Origin of the sequence: Mesorhizobium sp. M0991, from assembly GCF_040318915.1 — a bacterium.
Lineage (GTDB): Bacteria > Pseudomonadota > Alphaproteobacteria > Rhizobiales > Rhizobiaceae > Mesorhizobium.
Genome location: NZ_JAMYNE010000014.1, coordinates 1 through 16204, shown reverse-complemented (window position 1 = coordinate 16204; position 16204 = coordinate 1). Strand labels below are relative to the sequence as shown.

18 protein-coding genes and 1 pseudogene are annotated in these 16204 nt (G+C 63.2%); 6 read left to right on the top strand and 13 right to left on the bottom strand.

Annotated elements, in window-relative coordinates:
- Positions 1–49 precede the first annotated feature (49 nt).
- The 3 genes from NKH70_RS20430 to NKH70_RS20420 all read left to right on the top strand — a co-directional run bounded on the left by NKH70_RS20430 (position 50) and on the right by NKH70_RS20420 (position 2440).
- Entirely contained in the window at positions 50–574 is a 525-nt protein-coding gene (locus tag NKH70_RS20430; protein WP_352716436.1) for an invasion associated locus B family protein, read from the top strand.
- Positions 575–702: 128 nt separating this feature from the next.
- Complete coding sequence (tldD, locus tag NKH70_RS20425) at positions 703–2115, top strand: metalloprotease TldD (protein ID WP_352912448.1); 1413 nt, start codon at positions 703–705, stop codon at positions 2113–2115.
- Between the two features lie 52 nt (positions 2116–2167).
- On the top strand, positions 2168–2440 hold the full coding sequence (locus tag NKH70_RS20420; RefSeq protein WP_352716433.1) for an AbrB/MazE/SpoVT family DNA-binding domain-containing protein: 273 nt from the start codon (positions 2168–2170) through the stop codon (positions 2438–2440).
- Here the strand turns inward: NKH70_RS20420 and NKH70_RS20415 are convergent.
- From NKH70_RS20415 to NKH70_RS20400, 4 genes and pseudogenes are all read right to left on the bottom strand, one after another.
- The gene (locus tag NKH70_RS20415) at positions 2429–2956 is read right to left on the bottom strand and encodes an RES family NAD+ phosphorylase (protein WP_502908386.1); all 528 of its coding nucleotides are present in this window, start codon (positions 2954–2956) and stop codon (positions 2429–2431) included. The two genes, NKH70_RS20420 and NKH70_RS20415, sit on opposite strands and share 12 nt — an antisense overlap.
- Positions 2922–3292, bottom strand: a pseudogene (locus NKH70_RS20410) (antitoxin Xre/MbcA/ParS toxin-binding domain-containing protein). Before NKH70_RS20410 ends, NKH70_RS20415 begins: the two are co-directional and overlap by 35 nt.
- An 80-nt stretch (positions 3293–3372) precedes the next feature.
- Positions 3373–4614: a class I SAM-dependent RNA methyltransferase gene (locus NKH70_RS20405; RefSeq protein ID WP_352716430.1), complete on the bottom strand. Its 1242-nt coding sequence runs from the start codon at positions 4612–4614 to the stop codon at positions 3373–3375.
- Positions 4611–5390: a TlyA family RNA methyltransferase gene (locus NKH70_RS20400; RefSeq protein ID WP_352716428.1), complete on the bottom strand. Its 780-nt coding sequence runs from the start codon at positions 5388–5390 to the stop codon at positions 4611–4613. Before NKH70_RS20400 ends, NKH70_RS20405 begins: the two co-directional genes overlap by 4 nt.
- Positions 5391–5565: 175 nt before the next feature.
- Here NKH70_RS20400 and NKH70_RS20395 point away from each other — a divergent pair, with 175 nt between their 5' ends.
- Positions 5566–5967 carry a GFA family protein gene (locus tag NKH70_RS20395; protein ID WP_352716427.1) on the top strand — a complete coding sequence of 134 codons (402 nt, stop codon included), beginning with the start codon at positions 5566–5568 and terminating at the stop codon, positions 5965–5967.
- Positions 5968–5999: 32 nt separating this feature from the next.
- On the opposite strand, the gene NKH70_RS20390 is transcribed toward NKH70_RS20395, so the two are convergent.
- The 7 genes from NKH70_RS20390 to NKH70_RS20360 form a co-directional block, all read right to left on the bottom strand.
- A complete protein-coding gene (locus NKH70_RS20390; protein WP_352716425.1) occupies positions 6000–6194 on the bottom strand; it encodes a hypothetical protein in 195 nt (64 codons plus the stop codon).
- Between the two features lie 307 nt (positions 6195–6501).
- The gene (gene dxs / locus NKH70_RS20385) at positions 6502–8415 is read right to left on the bottom strand and encodes a 1-deoxy-D-xylulose-5-phosphate synthase (protein ID WP_352516531.1); all 1914 of its coding nucleotides are present in this window, start codon (positions 8413–8415) and stop codon (positions 6502–6504) included.
- 81 nt (positions 8416–8496) lie between these two features.
- Entirely contained in the window at positions 8497–9417 is a 921-nt protein-coding gene (locus NKH70_RS20380) for a pirin family protein (protein WP_352716424.1), read from the bottom strand.
- A gap of 9 nt (positions 9418–9426) precedes the next feature.
- Entirely contained in the window at positions 9427–9693 is a 267-nt protein-coding gene (locus NKH70_RS20375) for a DUF2277 domain-containing protein (RefSeq protein WP_352716423.1), read from the bottom strand.
- Positions 9694–9799: 106 nt separating this feature from the next.
- Positions 9800–10051 carry an exodeoxyribonuclease VII small subunit gene (locus NKH70_RS20370; RefSeq protein ID WP_352912451.1) on the bottom strand — a complete coding sequence of 84 codons (252 nt, stop codon included), beginning with the start codon at positions 10049–10051 and terminating at the stop codon, positions 9800–9802.
- A 3-nt stretch (positions 10052–10054) separates the two neighbouring features.
- Positions 10055–10981 carry a histone deacetylase family protein gene (locus NKH70_RS20365; RefSeq protein ID WP_352716421.1) on the bottom strand — a complete coding sequence of 309 codons (927 nt, stop codon included), beginning with the start codon at positions 10979–10981 and terminating at the stop codon, positions 10055–10057.
- A gap of 133 nt (positions 10982–11114) precedes the next feature.
- A complete protein-coding gene (locus NKH70_RS20360) occupies positions 11115–11768 on the bottom strand; it encodes a TetR/AcrR family transcriptional regulator (RefSeq protein ID WP_352716419.1) in 654 nt (217 codons plus the stop codon).
- A 118-nt stretch (positions 11769–11886) separates the two neighbouring features.
- Between NKH70_RS20360 and NKH70_RS20355 the strand changes: the two genes are divergently transcribed.
- On the top strand, positions 11887–13110 hold the full coding sequence (locus tag NKH70_RS20355) for an MFS transporter (protein WP_352716417.1): 1224 nt from the start codon (positions 11887–11889) through the stop codon (positions 13108–13110).
- 58 nt (positions 13111–13168) lie between these two features.
- On the opposite strand, the gene ribB is transcribed toward NKH70_RS20355, so the two are convergent.
- Positions 13169–14269, bottom strand: a complete 1101-nt coding sequence (gene ribB, locus NKH70_RS20350; RefSeq protein ID WP_023716904.1) for a 3,4-dihydroxy-2-butanone-4-phosphate synthase — start codon at positions 14267–14269, stop codon at positions 13169–13171.
- A 115-nt stretch (positions 14270–14384) separates the two neighbouring features.
- Positions 14385–15485: a chorismate synthase gene (gene aroC / locus NKH70_RS20345; protein ID WP_352716415.1), complete on the bottom strand. Its 1101-nt coding sequence runs from the start codon at positions 15483–15485 to the stop codon at positions 14385–14387.
- A gap of 274 nt (positions 15486–15759) precedes the next feature.
- Here aroC and NKH70_RS20340 point away from each other — a divergent pair, with 274 nt between their 5' ends.
- A complete protein-coding gene (locus tag NKH70_RS20340) occupies positions 15760–16023 on the top strand; it encodes a DUF1344 domain-containing protein (protein WP_023716902.1) in 264 nt (87 codons plus the stop codon).
- Positions 16024–16204: the final 181 nt, after the last annotated feature.

Here is a 16204-nt window from a genome sequence, read left to right as displayed (position 1 = left end):
ACTTGGGTTTAGTGCGGCTTAAAGTGCCGTGATTCGCAATGGAGCCGTCATGAACCCTTGGCTTTCGAGAACCTTGGCGAAGGTCATCCTTGTTGCCGCCGCAATAGCCTTGTCCGGCGGCGGCCTGGCCAATGCCGCGCAGCCAAGCGGCACGGTGAAGTCGACGCATGGGGCGTGGTCGATCATCTGCGATACGCCGGCCGGTGCTACGTCCGAACAATGCGTGATGATGCAGAACGTCGTCGCCGAGGACCGCCCGGAAATGGGTCTTTCCGTCGTCGTGCTGCGCACAGCCGACAACAAGGCCGAAATCCTTCGTGTGCTGGCGCCGCTCGGTGTGCTGTTGCCCAACGGCCTCGGCCTCAATGTCGACGGCAAGGATATCGGCCGCGCCTACTTCGTGCGCTGCTTCCAGGACGGCTGCTATGCCGAGGTCATCCTGGAAAAGCCGCTGCTCGACACGCTGAAGACCGGTACGTCCGCCACCTTCATCGTCTTCCAGACACCGGAAGAGGGCATCGGCATTCCCGTCGACCTCAAGGGTTTCGCCGACGGCTTCGCCGCCCTGCCCTGAACGCGGTGTTGTAGCACGATCCAGTGATGTTGACCGGCCGCGGTCACGGCAAAATCTCATTTCAGATTGTCTGTGGGGGCCTTCGCGCCTACATCGTGGGAAACAATCCTCCTGCGAATGGATCTGCCATGAACAGCCTGATCGGCCAATTCGACATTTCCGACGATCGCATCAAGCAGATCGTTGCCGAGACTATTAACGGCGCCGACGACGGTGAACTGTTTCTCGAATACAGCGAGAGCGAATCGCTGATGTTCGACAATGGCAAGCTGAAGACCGCGAATTTCAACACCGACCAGGGTTTCGGCCTGCGTGCCGTCGCCGGCGAAGCCAGCGGCTACGCCCATTCCAGCGATCTCTCCGAAGCCTCGCTGCTGCGCGCAGCCGACGCCGTTTCGACGGTGAAAAGCGGCTATTCCGGCACGCTTGCAGCAGCGCCTGCCCGCACCAACCGCCATCTCTACGGCGACGGAAACCCTATCCCCTCGCCTTCCTTCGAGACCAAGGCCAAGCTGCTCCAGGAAATCGATGCATGGCTGCGGTCCGAGGATCCGCGCGTCAGGCAGGTGACGGCGTCGCTCGCCGCCTCCTGGCAGCATATCGAGATCGTGCGCGCCGACGGCCAGATGGTGCGCGACATCCGTCCGCTGGTCAGGATCAACGTGTCGGTGGTGGTCGGCGACGGCGACCGCCAGGAGAGCGGCTCCTACGGCATGGGAGGCCGCAAGGATTTTGGCGAATTCCTGGTCGAGGACAGCTGGCGGCACGCTGCCAAGGAGGCATTGCGGCAAGCGCTGGTCAATCTCGAAGCGGTTCCAGCGCCTGCCGGCACTTTCGACATCGTGCTGTCGAGCGGCTGGCCGGGCGTCATGTTGCACGAGGCGGTCGGCCACGGCCTGGAAGGCGATTTCAACCGCAAGAAGACGTCGGCCTTTGCCGGCCTGCTTGGCCAGCAGGTGGCGGCGAAAGGCGTCACCGTCGTTGATGACGGCAGCATGCCCGAGCGGCGAGGTTCGCTGACTGTCGACGATGAGGGCACGCCTTCGGCCCATAACGTTCTGATCAACGATGGCAAGCTGGTCGGCTACATGCAGGACCGCCAGAACGCCCGGCTAATGGGCATGAAAGCCACCGGCAACGGGCGACGCCAAGGTTACGCGCACGAGCCTATGCCGCGCATGACCAACACCTACATGACAGCAGGCGACATGGAGCCGGACGAGATCATCGCCTCCGTCAAGAACGGCATCTATGCCGTGTCGTTCGGTGGCGGCCAGGTCGACATCACTTCGGGCAAGTTCGTGTTCGGCTGCACCGAAGCCTACATGATCGAGAACGGCAAAGTGACGCAACCGATCAAGGGCGCCATGCTGATCGGCAACGGGCCGGATGCCATGCATCGCGTTTCGATGATCGGCAACGACATGAAGCTCGACACCGGCATCGGCATGTGCGGCAAGGCCGGACAGGGTGTGCCGGTCGGTGTCGGCCAGCCGCATCTCAGGATGAACCAGATGACGGTCGGCGGCACCAGGGTTTGATGGCGGCTGTCACCTGGTTTATGTCTTGCGTTCGCTAAAAGGATGCGCCGCGATGCCTACCATGAAAGGGCTCACGACCACAGTCTCGGCAGACGGAAGCATCGTGCTGCCCAGCGCGATCCGAGAGCAGAAGCAATGGGCCACCGGCACATGTCTGCTGGTCGAAGATACTCCGGAGGGCGTGCTGCTGAAACCAGCGCGGGTCTTCGCCGAGACACGGCCCGAGGACGTGTTTGGATCCCTGCCCCACAAAGGCAGGCCGAAGACGTTGGAAGAGATGGAGGCGGGTGTGCTCGCCGCAGCTCGAACTGCCCTAAAACCATGAAGCCGGTGTTTTCGGCAGGCGATGGTCGGGATCGATGATTTCGAGACCCGGAGCATCGTTTTCGTTCCACAGCGCGACGCATGTGCCGCCGGGCGACATGAAGGACGGGTAGATCACGCCGTGCAGCCCGTCGGCAAGCAAGCGGTTTCTCAGCTGGTGCGTCTCGGGCACAAAACCTCTATCCACGATGTCACGCCATTCGCATCGGTGAATGTCCGCCGTTACACCGAGCTTCGACAGCGTATCGGCGCCTGTCAGGTCGGCCAGCCGGGCGCCTGACAGTTTCAATTGTGCAATCAGCGCCGGGTGCTGGACAAAACCCTGATTGTACTCAGCCCAAGCCGTGGACAGTTCCCGGGCGGCGTAGATCGCCGGCGTGCCAATCGGATTCCAGCGGCCGCCGAAGCGGGCCGCGCCCTCACCGGAAAGCGGCAGATGGGCCCAGCGCGGCACAAAAGCGCACCATAGGATCAGCCTGGGTTCAGGCATAGATGCCGGAGCGGACTGCCTCCAGATAGGCAAGCACCTTGTCCGTCTTGCCTTCGCGAACGAGATCCTAGGCGGTCTTTCCGGCCCAACCGGGGATCGGCTGATGCTTGAACCAGATGGCCGCACGATGTTCATCACCGGCCATCTCGCCGGCCATCACCAGGATACGGACGATGGGACTCAATGCGGCGTCGACCTTGCGCGCGCAGGACTTGGCGGCAAGCGTGTTGCGCGCGAGACCCGTAGCCCCGCCAGTTCTGTCATATTGATCCCCAGCAGTTCAGCGACCCGCCTTGGCGAGAGAAACGGCGCCCGCTCCTCGCCGAAGCGCGATGCCGAAATCTCAAAGGCTTTGGTGCTCATTGCAATTTCCTAGCACATTTTGAACAACGCACGTTCAAATGCGCTTTGTTGGTGCGCATTTTCGCGCCCCATAAATGCTGCTATCGCCTTCGTCTCGGCTTCTCCAACAGCGCCACGGCCTCGACATGCGGCGACCACAGGAACTGGTCGATCGGCGTAACGCCTTTCAGGGCGTAGCCGCCATCGAGGAGGATGCGAAGATCCCGCGCCAGCGTTACCGGATTGCAGGACACTGCGGCGACGAGCGGCACGTCGGAGCGCGCGATCTGCTTCGACTGGTCCTCGGCGCCGGCGCGAGGCGGGTCGAAGACAACGCCGTCAAAGGCATTCAACTCCTTGAATGTGAGCGGCCGCCGGAACAGGTCGCGACGTTCGCCGGTCACCCGCTTCAGGCCGCTGGCGAAACGGAAGGCCCGGTCAAGCGCCGAGAGTGCTGCCGCATCGCCTTCCACCGCATGAACCTCCGATTTTGCGGCCAGGCGCAGCGCGAAGCTGCCGCAGCCGGCGAAGAGATCGGCGACCTTTTTGGCACGAGCGAGATGCTGGCCGACAATGTTGGCCATCGCTTGTTCGGCAGCCTCGGTCGCCTGCAGGAAAGCGCCCGGAGGCACTGCGACGGCGACGCCACCAAACAGGATGACCGGTTTCTTTGGTTCGATAATGATCTCGCCGTCGACCGACAGCCTGGCTAGCCCCTCGGCGATGACGAAGTTGGAGGCGACGCGGCGCTGGTTCTCGCCGAGCTTGCCGGAATCGTGAACCGCGACATCGAGGCCGGAACCGGTCACCGTCACCGCCATGTGGAACGATTTGGTCGTGGTGCAGATCAGCCCAGCAAGCATCCTCAAACGGTCGAGCGCAGCGACGATCTGCGGCAGCGAGATCGGGCATTCCTCGATCGAGATGATCTCGGATGACAGCGCGCGGACGAAGCCGAACTGCATTCCCGCCTCGCTCCGCCGGGCGGTGAAGACGACGCGGCGGCGCGTGTGCGGCGCGCACGGCACCAGCGCGCCGACATCGCAAGCGATGCCCTTGCTCTTCAGTGCGTGTACGACTTTTTCATGCTTCCACCGGTGATAGGCTTCAGTCTCGAGATGCTGGACGGCGCAGCCGCCGCACGCGCCGAAATGCCGGCACGGCGGATCGACCCGCAGCGGCGAAGCCTCAAGCACCGACATCAAGGTGGCGCGATCTTTCTCCCGCGCGGCGGTGACGACCTCTCCCGGCAGCGCGAATGGAATGAAAACCTCGCCGGTTTCCGTCTCGGCGATGCCGTCGCCCTGCGAGCCCAATCTTGCGATCGTGAAACGGGTGCTCATCGCTTCTGGGTCTCGACGTCCTTGATGCCGCCGAGCAGGAACTCGCGGTTGCCGTCGCCGCCCTCTATCGGCGACAGATGCAGCCCAAGCGAGCGCCAGCCGGGAATGGTGTCGAGCCAGTCCTGCATCAGGCCGGCAATACGCGCCGCATCATAGGGGTCATTCAGCAGGCCGCCCTTGCCGATTGCCTCGCGGCCGGCCTCGAATTGCGGCTTGACCAGAAACACGGCTTTTGCGCCGTTCCTGGCCAAAGCAAGCGCCGGTGGCAGCGCCAGTTTCAGCGAGATGAAGCTGACATCCGAGACGATGAAATCCGGCACACGGCCGCCGAGATCGGCGGCCGACAGTTCGCGCGCATTCAGGCCTTCAATTACCGTCACGCGCGGATCGCCGGCAATGTCGGAGTGCATCTGGCCGTGCCCGACATCGATCGCCGTGACATGCGCCACGCCGCGTTCGAGCAGCACTTGCGTGAAGCCGCCGGTCGAGGCACCGACATCGAGGGCTTCGCTACCGGTGGGGTCGAGGCCGAAATGGTCGAGACCAGCCTTCAGCTTCAGTGCGGCGCGCGAGACGTAACCTTGCGCCGGATCGTCAACGACGATGTTGCACTCAGGCAGAACGGCCTGGCCCGGCTTGCGGGCGACGATGCCATCGACCGTCACGGTGCCGCGCTCGACCGCGTCACGGGCACGCGAGCGGCTGGCAAACAGGCCGCGCTGGACGAGCAATTCGTCGAGCCGCTGGCGTATGCTGGCTGGCGGAAGGGAAGTCATCGGCCTTCATGGCGAATGCCAACGATGATGGCAAGGATATTGGCGATGAGACAAGGCATAGTTGGAAAAGCGGGTGAACTCATCAGCCGCTGCGCTGTTTGTCGAACCTCGCGCCAGGCCCGACGCAATGCTAAGAAAGCGATGCCGTTTTGCCGTCGAAACGCGGAGGAGGAACATGCTGACGGGAACCTGCCACTGCGGCGCAGCCCACTGGACCCTGGAGGGCGATCCAGGTTCGATCACTGCCTGCAATTGCACACTTTGCCGTCGCTACGGCACGCTCTGGGCTTACGACTATGTCGACGAACGCATCCGCCTTGCCGGGCCCGTAAGCGCCTATCGGCGCGCCGGAAAGGCTCATCCTTCGCTTGAGATTCTCTTCTGTCCAACGTGCGCTTGCGTCCTGGCCTGGCGCGGTTTGCATCCCGATGCGGCTGGGCGCTACCGCATCGCCGTCAATGTGAGGCTTGCGCCGCCCGAGGCCGTCGCCGATCTCCCGATCGACCATTTCGATGGTCTCGATACATTCGAGGATTTGCCGAGAGATGGTCGCTGTGTGCGGGATATGTGGTTCTAGTCTAGTTTCTAGAGCCTTATCGGGATCATCCTTTAGAAGATGGTCCGCGAAGCCCGCCGTTCGACGGCCGGCGTCAGACCTTCGTTGCTGTCGCCGGACACCTGCGGGCGCGGCCGGTCAACGGAAATGGGCGCCTTCGGCAAGGTATCGCGCACGACGAATTGCGGCGCCTGTTTGTCGGTAAAGCCGCCACGGATTTCGCCGATCTTGCCGGCGACGACGCCCATCACCGCGTTTTCGAGATTGCGGTCGTAGCGCGTTTCGGCCGCGGTCGACTCGGCGAAGATGGCCGTTAGCGCGATGCCGCCCCAAAAGCGATCTCATTGGTCTTCTTTCCCCTGCCTGGTTGCCTGCTAGCAGGGCGGCGTTGAAAAATGGCCAAAGGACACGGTAAGCAAATCGCCAAACGGAAGCGTAAACAGCATGTTACGACTGTTCACCGGCAATTTGATTCAAGCAGTTGAGAATTTGATTCAGACTAGCATCTTGCAGCCAAGTTGATCGCTTTGGCGTCGCGGGAAATGCGTCTAAAAGCTAGGCGCGCTGGGCCTGCGCGGTATGCCCCAGTGCCACGAACACGGTGCGCACGATGCCGGCGCTGTCCAGCCCGGCATCGGCATACATCTTTTCCGGCTTGGCATGGTCGACGAAAGCGTCGGGCAGCACCAGCGGGCGCACCTTCAGGCCGCTCTCCAGCAGCCCTTCGTGAGCCAAGAACTGCAGCACATGGCTGGCGAAGCCGCCGACAGCGCCCTCTTCCACCGTCACCAGTATCTCGTGCGAACGGGCCAGCCGCCGGATCAGATCCTCGTCGAGCGGCTTGGCAAAACGGGCATCGGCCACCGTGGTCGAAAGCCCGGCCGCGCCAAGCTCCTCGGCCGCGGCCAGGCAATCCTGCAGCCTGGTGCCGAAGGAAAGCAGCGCAACCTTGGTGCCCTCCCTGACGATCCGGCCCTTGCCGATCTCCAACACCGAGCCGCGTTGCGGCATCTCGACACCAACGCCATTGCCGCGCGGATAGCGGAAGGCGATCGGGCCGTCATCGTAGCTTGCAGCGGTGCGTACCATGTGGCGCAGTTCGGCCTCATCGGCCGCGGCCATGACGACGAAACCGGGCAGCGTCGCCAGGAAGGTAGTGTCGAAGGCGCCGCAATGCGTGGCGCCATCGGCGCCGACGAAGCCGGCGCGATCGATCGGAAAGCGCACCGGCAATTTCTGGATCGCCACGTCGTGAACGACCTGGTCGTAGGCGCGCTGCAGGAAGGTCGAGTAGATCGCCGCGAAAGGCTTGAAGCCTTCCGTGGCAAGGCCGGCGGCGAAGGTCACCGCATGCTGCTCGGCAATGCCGACATCGAAGGTCCTCGCCGGAAACGCTTCGCCGAACAGGTCAAGCCCGGTGCCGTTCGGCATGGCGGCGGTGATGGCGACGATGCGGTCGTCCTCTCGGGCCTCCTGGATCAGGCTTTCGGCAAACACCTTGGTGTAGCTCGGCGCATTGGCGGGCGCCTTGGCCTGGGCGCCGGTGATGACGTCGAATTTGTTGACGCCGTGATATTTGTCGGCGGCCGCCTCGGCCGGGGCATAGCCCTTGCCCTTCTGGGTCACGACATGGATCAGCACCGGGCCGTCGGCATTGTCGCGGACGTTCTTCAGCACCGGGATCAGGTGCTCGAGGTTGTGACCGTCGATCGGGCCGATGTGGTAGAAACCCATTTCCTCGAACAGCGTGCCGCCAGTGACGTAGCCGCGTGCGTGCTCGACCGCGCGCTTGATGGCGCGATCGGCGCGCTCGCCGAGATAGGACGTCAGCTTCTTGCCGAAATCGCGCAAGCCCAGATAGGTCTTGCCCGACGCCAGACGGGCCAGATAGGCGCTCATCGCGCCGGTCGGCGGAGCGATCGACATATCGTTGTCGTTCAAGATGACGATCAGCCGGGCATCGAGTGCGCCGGCATTGTTCATCGCCTCATAGGCCATGCCGGCCGACATGGCGCCGTCGCCGATGACGGCAATGACATTGTTGCGGCCATCGGACAGATCGCGCGCCATCGCCATGCCGAGGCCGGCTGAAATCGAGGTCGAGGAGTGGGCTGCGCCGAACGGATCGTATTCGCTCTCGACGCGACGGGTGAAACCGGACAGCCCGCCCTCCTGCCGCAGCGTGCGGATGCGGTCGCGGCGGCCGGTCAGGATCTTGTGCGGATAGGCCTGGTGGCCGACGTCCCAGATCAGCCGGTCGTCCGGCGTGTTGAAGACGTAGTGCAGCGCGACGGTCAGTTCGACGACGCCAAGGCCGGCGCCGAGATGCCCGCCGGTATGGGAAACGACGTCGATCAGCTCGGCGCGAAGCTCGGACGCCAGCTGCGGCAGGTCGCCTTCGGCAAGCGTGCGTAAATCGGCTGGGACGCGGACCTTGTCGAGAAGCGGCGTATCGGGCTTTGCGTTCACTGTTTGCGAGCCTGGTCAGATTTTCTGTTCATCGTGAAATATGCCGCTGGCCGGCGAATGTAAATGTGGCGGTAACGCGCATCAGCTTTCGGGCAGCGGGATGAACTCTTGCTCGTCTCCGGGAACGATATCGAAGCGGCCCGTCTTCCATTCTTCTTTCGCCTGCTCGATGCGTTCCTTTGAGGACGATACGAAATTCCACCAGATATAACGTTTCGAACCGAGCGAAGCGCCGCCAAACAGCATGAAATGGGCGCCGCCCTCCGATGAGACAACGATCTCATCGCCGGGCCGGAAAACCAGCAGCCGCTCGGCCGGAAAGCTGTCACCGGATATCGAAACCGCGCCTTCCAGCGTATAGATGGCGCGCTCCTCGGCTTCGGCTGGGATTTTCACGCTGGCACCCGGCGCCAGCCTGAGATCGACATAAAGCGTGTCCGAAGCGGTGGCGACCGGGGAGCGCAGCCCGGAAAACGCACCGATGACGATACGCCCGCTGACACCCTCTGCATCGATCTCGGGCAGGCGCGGGGCCGCGGTGTTTTCGAAGACCGGCGCGACCTCTTCCTTGCCGTCCGGCAGCGCCAACCATGTCTGCAGGCCGGAAACCGACATTGGCGCGCCGCGCAATTCTTCCGGCGTGCGCTCCGAATGGACGATGCCGCGGCCGGCGGTCATCAAATTCACGTCGCCGGGCTGGATCACCATCTCGGTGCCGAGCGAATCGCGGTGCCTGATCTTGCCGTCGAACAGGTAGGTCACCGTCGACAGGCCGATATGCGGATGCGGGCGCACGTCGAGCGCCTGGCCGGCCCGCAGAACGGCCGGACCCATGCGGTCGAAGAAGATGAAGGGTCCGACCAGCCGGCGCCTGGCCGTCGGCAAGGCGCGGCGAACCTGAAATCCGCCAATATCCTTGGCGTTCGGAATGACCATCAACTCGATCTGATCGCTGGCGAAGGCATCGCCCAACTGCGGGTCGTTTCCGGGAAAGAAGCTCACGCGGTCCCCTCAGGCGAAGCGAAGTGCAGATTTGGCCTTCGCCTTGGCCGCCACCTCTTCGCGATTGCGCGGATGCTGCGTCGTCTCAAGGCTATCGAGCAATTCGCGCGCCGATGCGGCAATGGCCTCGACGGCATGGTCGAACGCATGCTGGTTCTGTTTCGACGGCCGCGTCGCTCCGCTCAGCTTGCGGACAAACTGAAGTGCGGCATCGCGAACCTCGTCATTGGTTGCCGGCGGATCGAAATTGAACAGGGTTTTGATGTTTCTGCACATCGTTCGCAATCTCCTCTCGTCCTGGAGCCGTTTCAAACGGGATGAGTTTTATCCTCAATCATGATGTCCAAAGCCGGAAAGCACAATTGTTGTTCGAGGCCGCGCCTCAATCCGCATCCAGCGGCTCTGTCCCCACCGGCTTGCCGTCGCGCGACAGCCTGATTTTCTCGACCTTGTCCTCGGCCGCTTTCAGCAGCCGGTCGCAATGCGCCTTCAGCGCCTCGCCGCGCTCATAAATGCGGATCGACTGGTCGAGCGGCACGTCGCCGCGCTCCAGATCGTCGACGATCCTCTCCAGCGCCTCGAGCGCCTGCTCGAAGCTCATCGCCTTGACGTCCTCGTTGGTCTCACCAGGCATCATCTATCCCTTCATCAGCCGCCCGACATGGGCGGCGACTGAAAATGCCAATCCCTGCAGATCGTAGCCGCCCTCGAGCAGACTGACGAGCCGGTTGCCGCTATGGCGTCCGGCGCGTTCGAGCAACTGGCCGGTTGCCCAGTCGAAATCATCCTCGGTCAGGTTGATCTCGGCCAGCGGATCGCGGTGGTGGGCGTCGAAACCGGCGGAGATGATGATGAGGTCGGGCGCAAAATTGTCGAGCGCCGGCAGGATGCGTGACAGAAAGGCGTCGCGGAACGCATCGCTGCCGCTCTGCGGCGCCAGCGGCGCGTTGACGATGTTGCCGGCGCCGGTTTCGCTCACGGCCCCGGTTCCGGGGTAAAGCGGCATCTGGTGTGTCGAGCAATAGAGCACCGACGGATCGTCCCAGAAGATGTCCTGGGTGCCGTTGCCGTGATGCACATCCCAGTCGACGACGGCGACGCGGTCGACGCCATGGTTCTTCTGGGCGTAGCGTGCCGCGATTGCCGCGGTGTTGAACAGGCAAAAACCCATGGAGGTGGTCTTTTCGGCATGATGGCCGGGCGGCCGCGCGGCGACGAAGACGTTGTCGGCACGGCCGGTGAAGACGTCGTCGACAGCGGCGTTGGCAGCCCCGATCGCAGTCACGGCAGCCTGCCAGCTCTTTGGGCTGGCGGTGGTATCGGCGTCGATACGGGCGATGCCGGTGTCCGGTATCGCTGCGCGGACCCGGTCGACGAATTCGGGCGGATGCGCGTAGAGGATGGTTGCCTCGTCGCCTTCCGGCGCCTGGACGCGATCGAGCGTCACGAAAGCCTCATCGTCAAGCACACGCTCAATGGCGCGCAGACGGTCCGGCCGCTCCGGGTGACCGGGCGGTGTTATGTGCTCGAGGAAAATCGGATGGGTGTAAAGTCTCGTAGCCATGCCCCGATATAGGCGCGCCTCACCGCTTTGGCCATGTTTTCGCGCACTGGTGACGCGATGTTCAACAGGGTTTACGCGGCCGGCCTCGGCTGGATCCAGCGCGAGCCGTCTGACATTGGCGAAAAGAATGACCTCAGGCCGGTGATCGGGCAACTTCGGGCTGCATTGCCGACGGTCGATCAGGCTGATGCAGCCTGCCGGTGCGATTGAGCAGCCCTTCCAGAAGAACCTTGAACGCCTTCACTGCCTTCTTCGATGTCGCTTCGGGATCGTTCGAATTTGCGATCCACTGCGCCGCATGCAGCGAGGCGCCGCTGACCAGCCTTGCCGCGGCTTCGGAATCGACGGCGAGAATGGTTCCGTCGTCGCTCAGCCTTTGCAGGCTCTCCGTCATCGAACGGATGCATGCGCTCTGGCTTGGCCATTGCGATGGATCGCCGAGCACCGCCGGCCCGTCGCGAAGCACGATACGCTGGATCTCCGGCTCCAGCGCCATCTCGATATAGGCGGTGCATTCGTCGACAAAGCCCTGCCAGAGATTGTCCGGCTTGGCCGAAACGACCTTCAGCCGGGCCGACATTTCGGCGTCGATCTCGGCGATGACCGCCTGGAGAAGGCCCTTCTTGTCGCCGAAGTGATGATAGAGCGCACCGCGCGTCAGCCCGGCCGATGCCGTGAAATCATCCATCGACGCTTCGGCATAGCCGAGCGTGCCGAAGGCCTGGCGCGCCGCCCCGATCAGCTTGGCGCGGGTTTCGGCAATCATCTCCTTGCGTGGTCTGTGCATGGTCTGGCCCTATTAACATACGTCTCGTATGCCAATTGACATACGAGACGTATGATCTATTTAAACTCATACGCTACGTATGTAATCGTCGGACTATCCGTTGTCGAGGAGCCAGACCATGCAAAATCCCTATTCCCAGATCTTTCGCGCTCCTGGCGCCAAAGGCTTCGCCGCAGCCGGCTTCGTTGCCCGGCTGCCGATGGCCATGGCTCCTATCGGGATCGTCGCCATGCTGTCACAGACCGATGGCGAGTACTGGCTGGCCGGCGCCGTCTCCGCGACATATGCGCTGGCCAACGCTTTCGTCGCCCCACAGGTATCGCGGCTGGTGGATCGCCTCGGCCAGACGCGGATTGTGGTGCCGACTACCGTGATTTCCACGCTCGCTTTCGCGATCCTGATTGCGGCGGCCAATCAGCATTGGCCGATATGGACGCTATTCGTCTCGGCGCTGCTCGCCGCCGTCATGCCCAGCATCCCGGCAATGGTGCGCGCACGCTGGACGGAGATTTTTCGCAACCGCCCCGAACTGAACACGGCGTTCGCCTTCGAGTCGGCGGCGGACGAACTGGTCTACATCGCCGGCGCATCGCTGTCGGTCGGACTGAGTGTCGCGCTTTTCCCGGAGGCGGGAGTGCTCGCGAGCACATTGTTCCTCGCCTTCGGTTCGACGGCCTTCATCCTGCAGCGCTCGACCGAACCGCGAGCCCGACCGGTGGAACACGGTTCGGGCGGCTCGGCAATCCGCCTGCGGCCGGTCCAGATCCTCACCTTGGCCCTGATCTTCATCGGCGCGACCTTCGCCACCACCGAGGTGAGCACGGTGGCGATCACCAAGGAGCTTGGCCAGCCGGGCGCCGCCAGCTTCGTCATCGGCGTCTACGCGCTCGGATCGTTCGTCGTCGGCATCATCATCGGCGCCCTGAACCTGAAAATGCCGCTGCAAATTCAGCTTGCCATCGCAATCGCTATCATTGCGCTTACCACGCTGCCGCTGCTCGTCGCCGACACCGTGCCGCTGCTGGCACTGGCCGTCTTCGTCAGCGGCGTGGCGATCTCGCCGACCTTCATCACGGCATTCGGCCTGATCGAACGGCGCGTGCCCGAGGCGGTGCTGACCGAAGGCGTGACCTGGGTGATGACCGGCATCGGCATCGGCATGGCGCTCGGCTCGTTCGCCGCCGGCTGGATGGTGGACGCTTTCGGCGCGCAGAACGGGTTCTGGGTATCGGTGGCATCGGGCACAATCGCGCTGGTCATCGTGCTCGCCGGCCAGCGCAGCCTTGCCGCGCCGAACTGCGACATGGCTGCATGCGACGCAGCCGCGGTCGCTGCGGAATAGTTTCCGGTGCGTCCGGCCCCGAGCAGGGCCGGACGCATACCAGCATCGTGAGAACGGCCTACAGAATCTCGGTCTTGGCGATATGGATGCCGAAGCCTTCGAGGCCGACATAATGGCGCTCGCGCGAGGCGATCAGATTGATCGAGGAAATGCCGAGGTCCTTGAGAATTTGCGCGCCGAGGCCGATCTCGCGCCATTCGTTCTCGCGCCGGCGCGCCTCTTCATGATCCTCGCGGTCGCCGGCAGCCGGCCGCTTGCGCTCCTGATGGGCGACACCAACAGAGCCTTCGCGCAGATAGACAATGACGCCGCGCTTGCGCTCGCCCATCGCTTTCATGATGGCGTCCAGGCGGTGGCTGGTGCCGAAGACGTCGCTGACCACGTCTTCGGAATGAAGGCGTACCGGCACCTCGACGCCGTCGCGGATATCGCCGAAGACGACCGCCACGTGATGCATGGAATCCCAGGGCAGCGTGTAGGTGAAGACCTGCGCCTTGCCGCCGGGCGTCTCGATGTCGGAACAGGCGACGCGTTCGACCAGCGTTTCCTTGCGTTGCCGGTAGGCGATGAGGTCAGCAACCGAGATCTGCTTCAACCCGTGCTTTTCGGCGAAGGCCTGCACCTGCGGCCCGCGCATGACAGTGCCGTCATCATTGACCAGCTCGGAAATGACGCCGACCGGCGGCAGGCCGGCGAGCTTGCAGAGGTCGACCGCGGCTTCGGTATGGCCCGAACGCATCAGCACGCCGCCTTCGCGCGCGATCAGCGGAAAGATGTGACCGGGGCGCACGAAATCGGACGCGCCGACATTGCCATTGGCGAGATTGCGCACCGTCAGCGTGCGGTCGTCCGCCGAAATGCCGGTCGTGGTGCCGTGCTTGAAGTCGACGCTGACGGTGAAGGCAGTGGTGTGCGCAGAATCATTGTCGGCCACCATCGGCGACAGGTTGAGCCGCTTGGCTTCCTCGCGCGGCATCGGCGTGCAGACGATGCCTGACGTGTTGCGCACGATGAACGCCATCTTTTCCGGCGTGCAATGGACGGCGGCGACGATCAGGTCACCCTCGTTCTCGCGCCCGTCATCGTCCATGACGACGACGATCTCGCCGCGCTCGAAGGCGCGCAGGGCTTCAACGATCTTCTTCTGGTCGTAAGGCATAAGCGCTCGTTTCACTCGCAGGGGAGTAGGGGAATAGGGCAGTACGGCAGTAGGGGAAAGGAAAAAAATTGGCTGCTTGGCGTGCACCAACATACTGCCCTACTGCCCTACTCCCCTACTCCCTTCCCGTCTGTCCCCGATGCCGCAGATAATGATCCGCAATGGCGCAGGCAACCATCGCCTCGCCGATCGGCACGGCGCGGATGCCGACGCATGGATCGTGCCGGCCCTTGGTCATGATCTCGACATCGTTGCCGTCCTTGTCGATCGACTTTCGCGGCGTCAGGATCGACGAGGTCGGCTTCACGGCGAAGCGCGCGACGATCGCCTGGCCGGTCGAGATGCCGCCGAGGATGCCGCCGGCATTGTTGGACAGGAAGACCGGCTTGCCGTCATTGCCCATGCGCATCTCATCGGCATTCTCCTCGCCGGTGATGCGGGCGGCCTCGAAACCGTTGCCGATCTCGACGCCCTTGACGGCGTTGATCGACATCAGGCCGGCGGCGATGTCCTGGTCGAGCTTGGCATAGATCGGCGCGCCAAGCCCCGCCGGCACGCCGTCGGCGACGATCTCGATGACCGCACCGACCGAGGAGCCCGCCTTGCGGATGCCGTCCAGATATTTGGTGAAAACGGCGACCGACGCCGGATCGGGAGTGAAGAACGGGTTTTCGGCGTCGCCGACAAAATTCCAGTTCCAGTTGGCGCGATCGATCGATTTTTCGCCCATCGACACCAGCGCGCCGCGCACCACCATGCCTGGCACAACCTTGCGGGCAAGCGCCCCGGCCGCCACCCGCGCCGCAGTCTCACGCGCCGAGGAGCGACCGCCGCCGCGGTAATCGCGCAGGCCGTATTTGACCTCGTAAGTGTAATCGGCATGGCCCGGCCGGAACTGGCGGGCGATGTCGCCATAGTCCTTGGAGCGCTGGTCGACATTCTCGATCAGCATCGACACCGGCGTGCCGGTGGTGATCATCGTCTCGCCGTCCTCATCGAGAATGAAGCCGGACAGGACCTTGACCTCATCCGGTTCGCGACGCTGCGTCACAAAACGTGACTGGCCGGGGCGGCGCTTGTCCAGCTCGGCCTGGATCTCGTCGCGAGTGAAGCGGATGCCTGGCGGACAGCCGTCGACGACGCAGCCCAGCGCCGGCCCGTGGCTTTCGCCCCAGGTGGTGACGCGGAAAAGATGGCCGAACGTATTGTGCGACATGGAACCAGCCCTGCCGGCGGCGGAGCCGGCCTAGCGCATGACCTCGAAAATCGGAGCGATTTTCGGAAACGATCATGCACAAAATCAAAAGTGCTACAGCGTCCTTTGCGCGTCCAGGAGGACGCGCGGCGCTGTCGCCTGCCTTCTATTGGCGTTTTCCACAGTGGTCAAACTGTGATCCGGCGGATTTAGTTTTGACACATTCGATTGGTTTCTGCTCAGTTCCGTTCCGTTGGACGAGCCGCTGTACCGGCAATGATTAAAGAGGACGATGATGCGTATCCTGATTGGCGCTGTTGCCGCCACGCTGTTGATTTCCACCGCCGCCTTCGCCGGCCAGACCGAAGGCCTGATCAAGAAGGTCGACAAGGATGCGCTGACGCTGACGCTGGACGACGGCAAGTCCTACAAGCTGAACGCCGAAACCGATCTCGATGCGCTGAAGCCGGGCATGGACATCGTCCTCGCCTATGACGTGACGAATGGCGAGAACGTCGTCACCGACATGGAACTGCCGGACACCGGATCGACCGAATAGAGTCTTTCCGGCCGATCCATCCCGAAGCCGGCGGGTGGAAACGAGCACACAGCGCCCTGAACGGCATGGGAATGCTTGTCACTGAACGGCTGAAATGGGCCGGAAGTTGACGGTCTGCTTTTGGTACTGGCTTGTCAGAAGCAGCCATTACGCTGCCGACCCAATGTGGGTCGTATAGAGT

Bases quoted from the DNA above. Each gene is read 5' to 3' on its own strand.
- NKH70_RS20420 (WP_352716433.1), top strand. From the start codon at position 2,168: ATGCCTACCATGAAAGGGCTCACGACCACAGTCTCGGCAGACGGAAGC.
- NKH70_RS20400 (WP_352716428.1), bottom strand. From the start codon at position 5,390: ATGACTTCCCTTCCGCCAGCCAGCATACGCCAGCGGCTCGACGAATTG.
- NKH70_RS20390 (WP_352716425.1), bottom strand. From the start codon at position 6,194: ATGGGCGTCGTCGCCGGCAAGATCGGCGAAATCCGTGGCGGCTTTACC.
- aroC (WP_352716415.1), bottom strand. From the start codon at position 15,485: ATGTCGCACAATACGTTCGGCCATCTTTTCCGCGTCACCACCTGGGGC.
- NKH70_RS20405 (WP_352716430.1), bottom strand. From the start codon at position 4,614: ATGAGCACCCGTTTCACGATCGCAAGATTGGGCTCGCAGGGCGACGGC.
- tldD (WP_352912448.1), top strand. From the start codon at position 703: ATGAACAGCCTGATCGGCCAATTCGACATTTCCGACGATCGCATCAAG.
- NKH70_RS20430 (WP_352716436.1), top strand. From the start codon at position 50: ATGAACCCTTGGCTTTCGAGAACCTTGGCGAAGGTCATCCTTGTTGCC.
- ribB (WP_023716904.1), bottom strand. From the start codon at position 14,269: ATGCCTTACGACCAGAAGAAGATCGTTGAAGCCCTGCGCGCCTTCGAG.
- NKH70_RS20365 (WP_352716421.1), bottom strand. From the start codon at position 10,981: ATGGCTACGAGACTTTACACCCATCCGATTTTCCTCGAGCACATAACA.
- NKH70_RS20340 (WP_023716902.1), top strand. From the start codon at position 15,760: ATGCGTATCCTGATTGGCGCTGTTGCCGCCACGCTGTTGATTTCCACC.
- NKH70_RS20375 (WP_352716423.1), bottom strand. From the start codon at position 9,693: ATGTGCAGAAACATCAAAACCCTGTTCAATTTCGATCCGCCGGCAACC.
- NKH70_RS20370 (WP_352912451.1), bottom strand. From the start codon at position 10,051: ATGCCTGGTGAGACCAACGAGGACGTCAAGGCGATGAGCTTCGAGCAG.
- NKH70_RS20360 (WP_352716419.1), bottom strand. From the start codon at position 11,768: ATGCACAGACCACGCAAGGAGATGATTGCCGAAACCCGCGCCAAGCTG.
- NKH70_RS20355 (WP_352716417.1), top strand. From the start codon at position 11,887: ATGCAAAATCCCTATTCCCAGATCTTTCGCGCTCCTGGCGCCAAAGGC.
- NKH70_RS20395 (WP_352716427.1), top strand. From the start codon at position 5,566: ATGCTGACGGGAACCTGCCACTGCGGCGCAGCCCACTGGACCCTGGAG.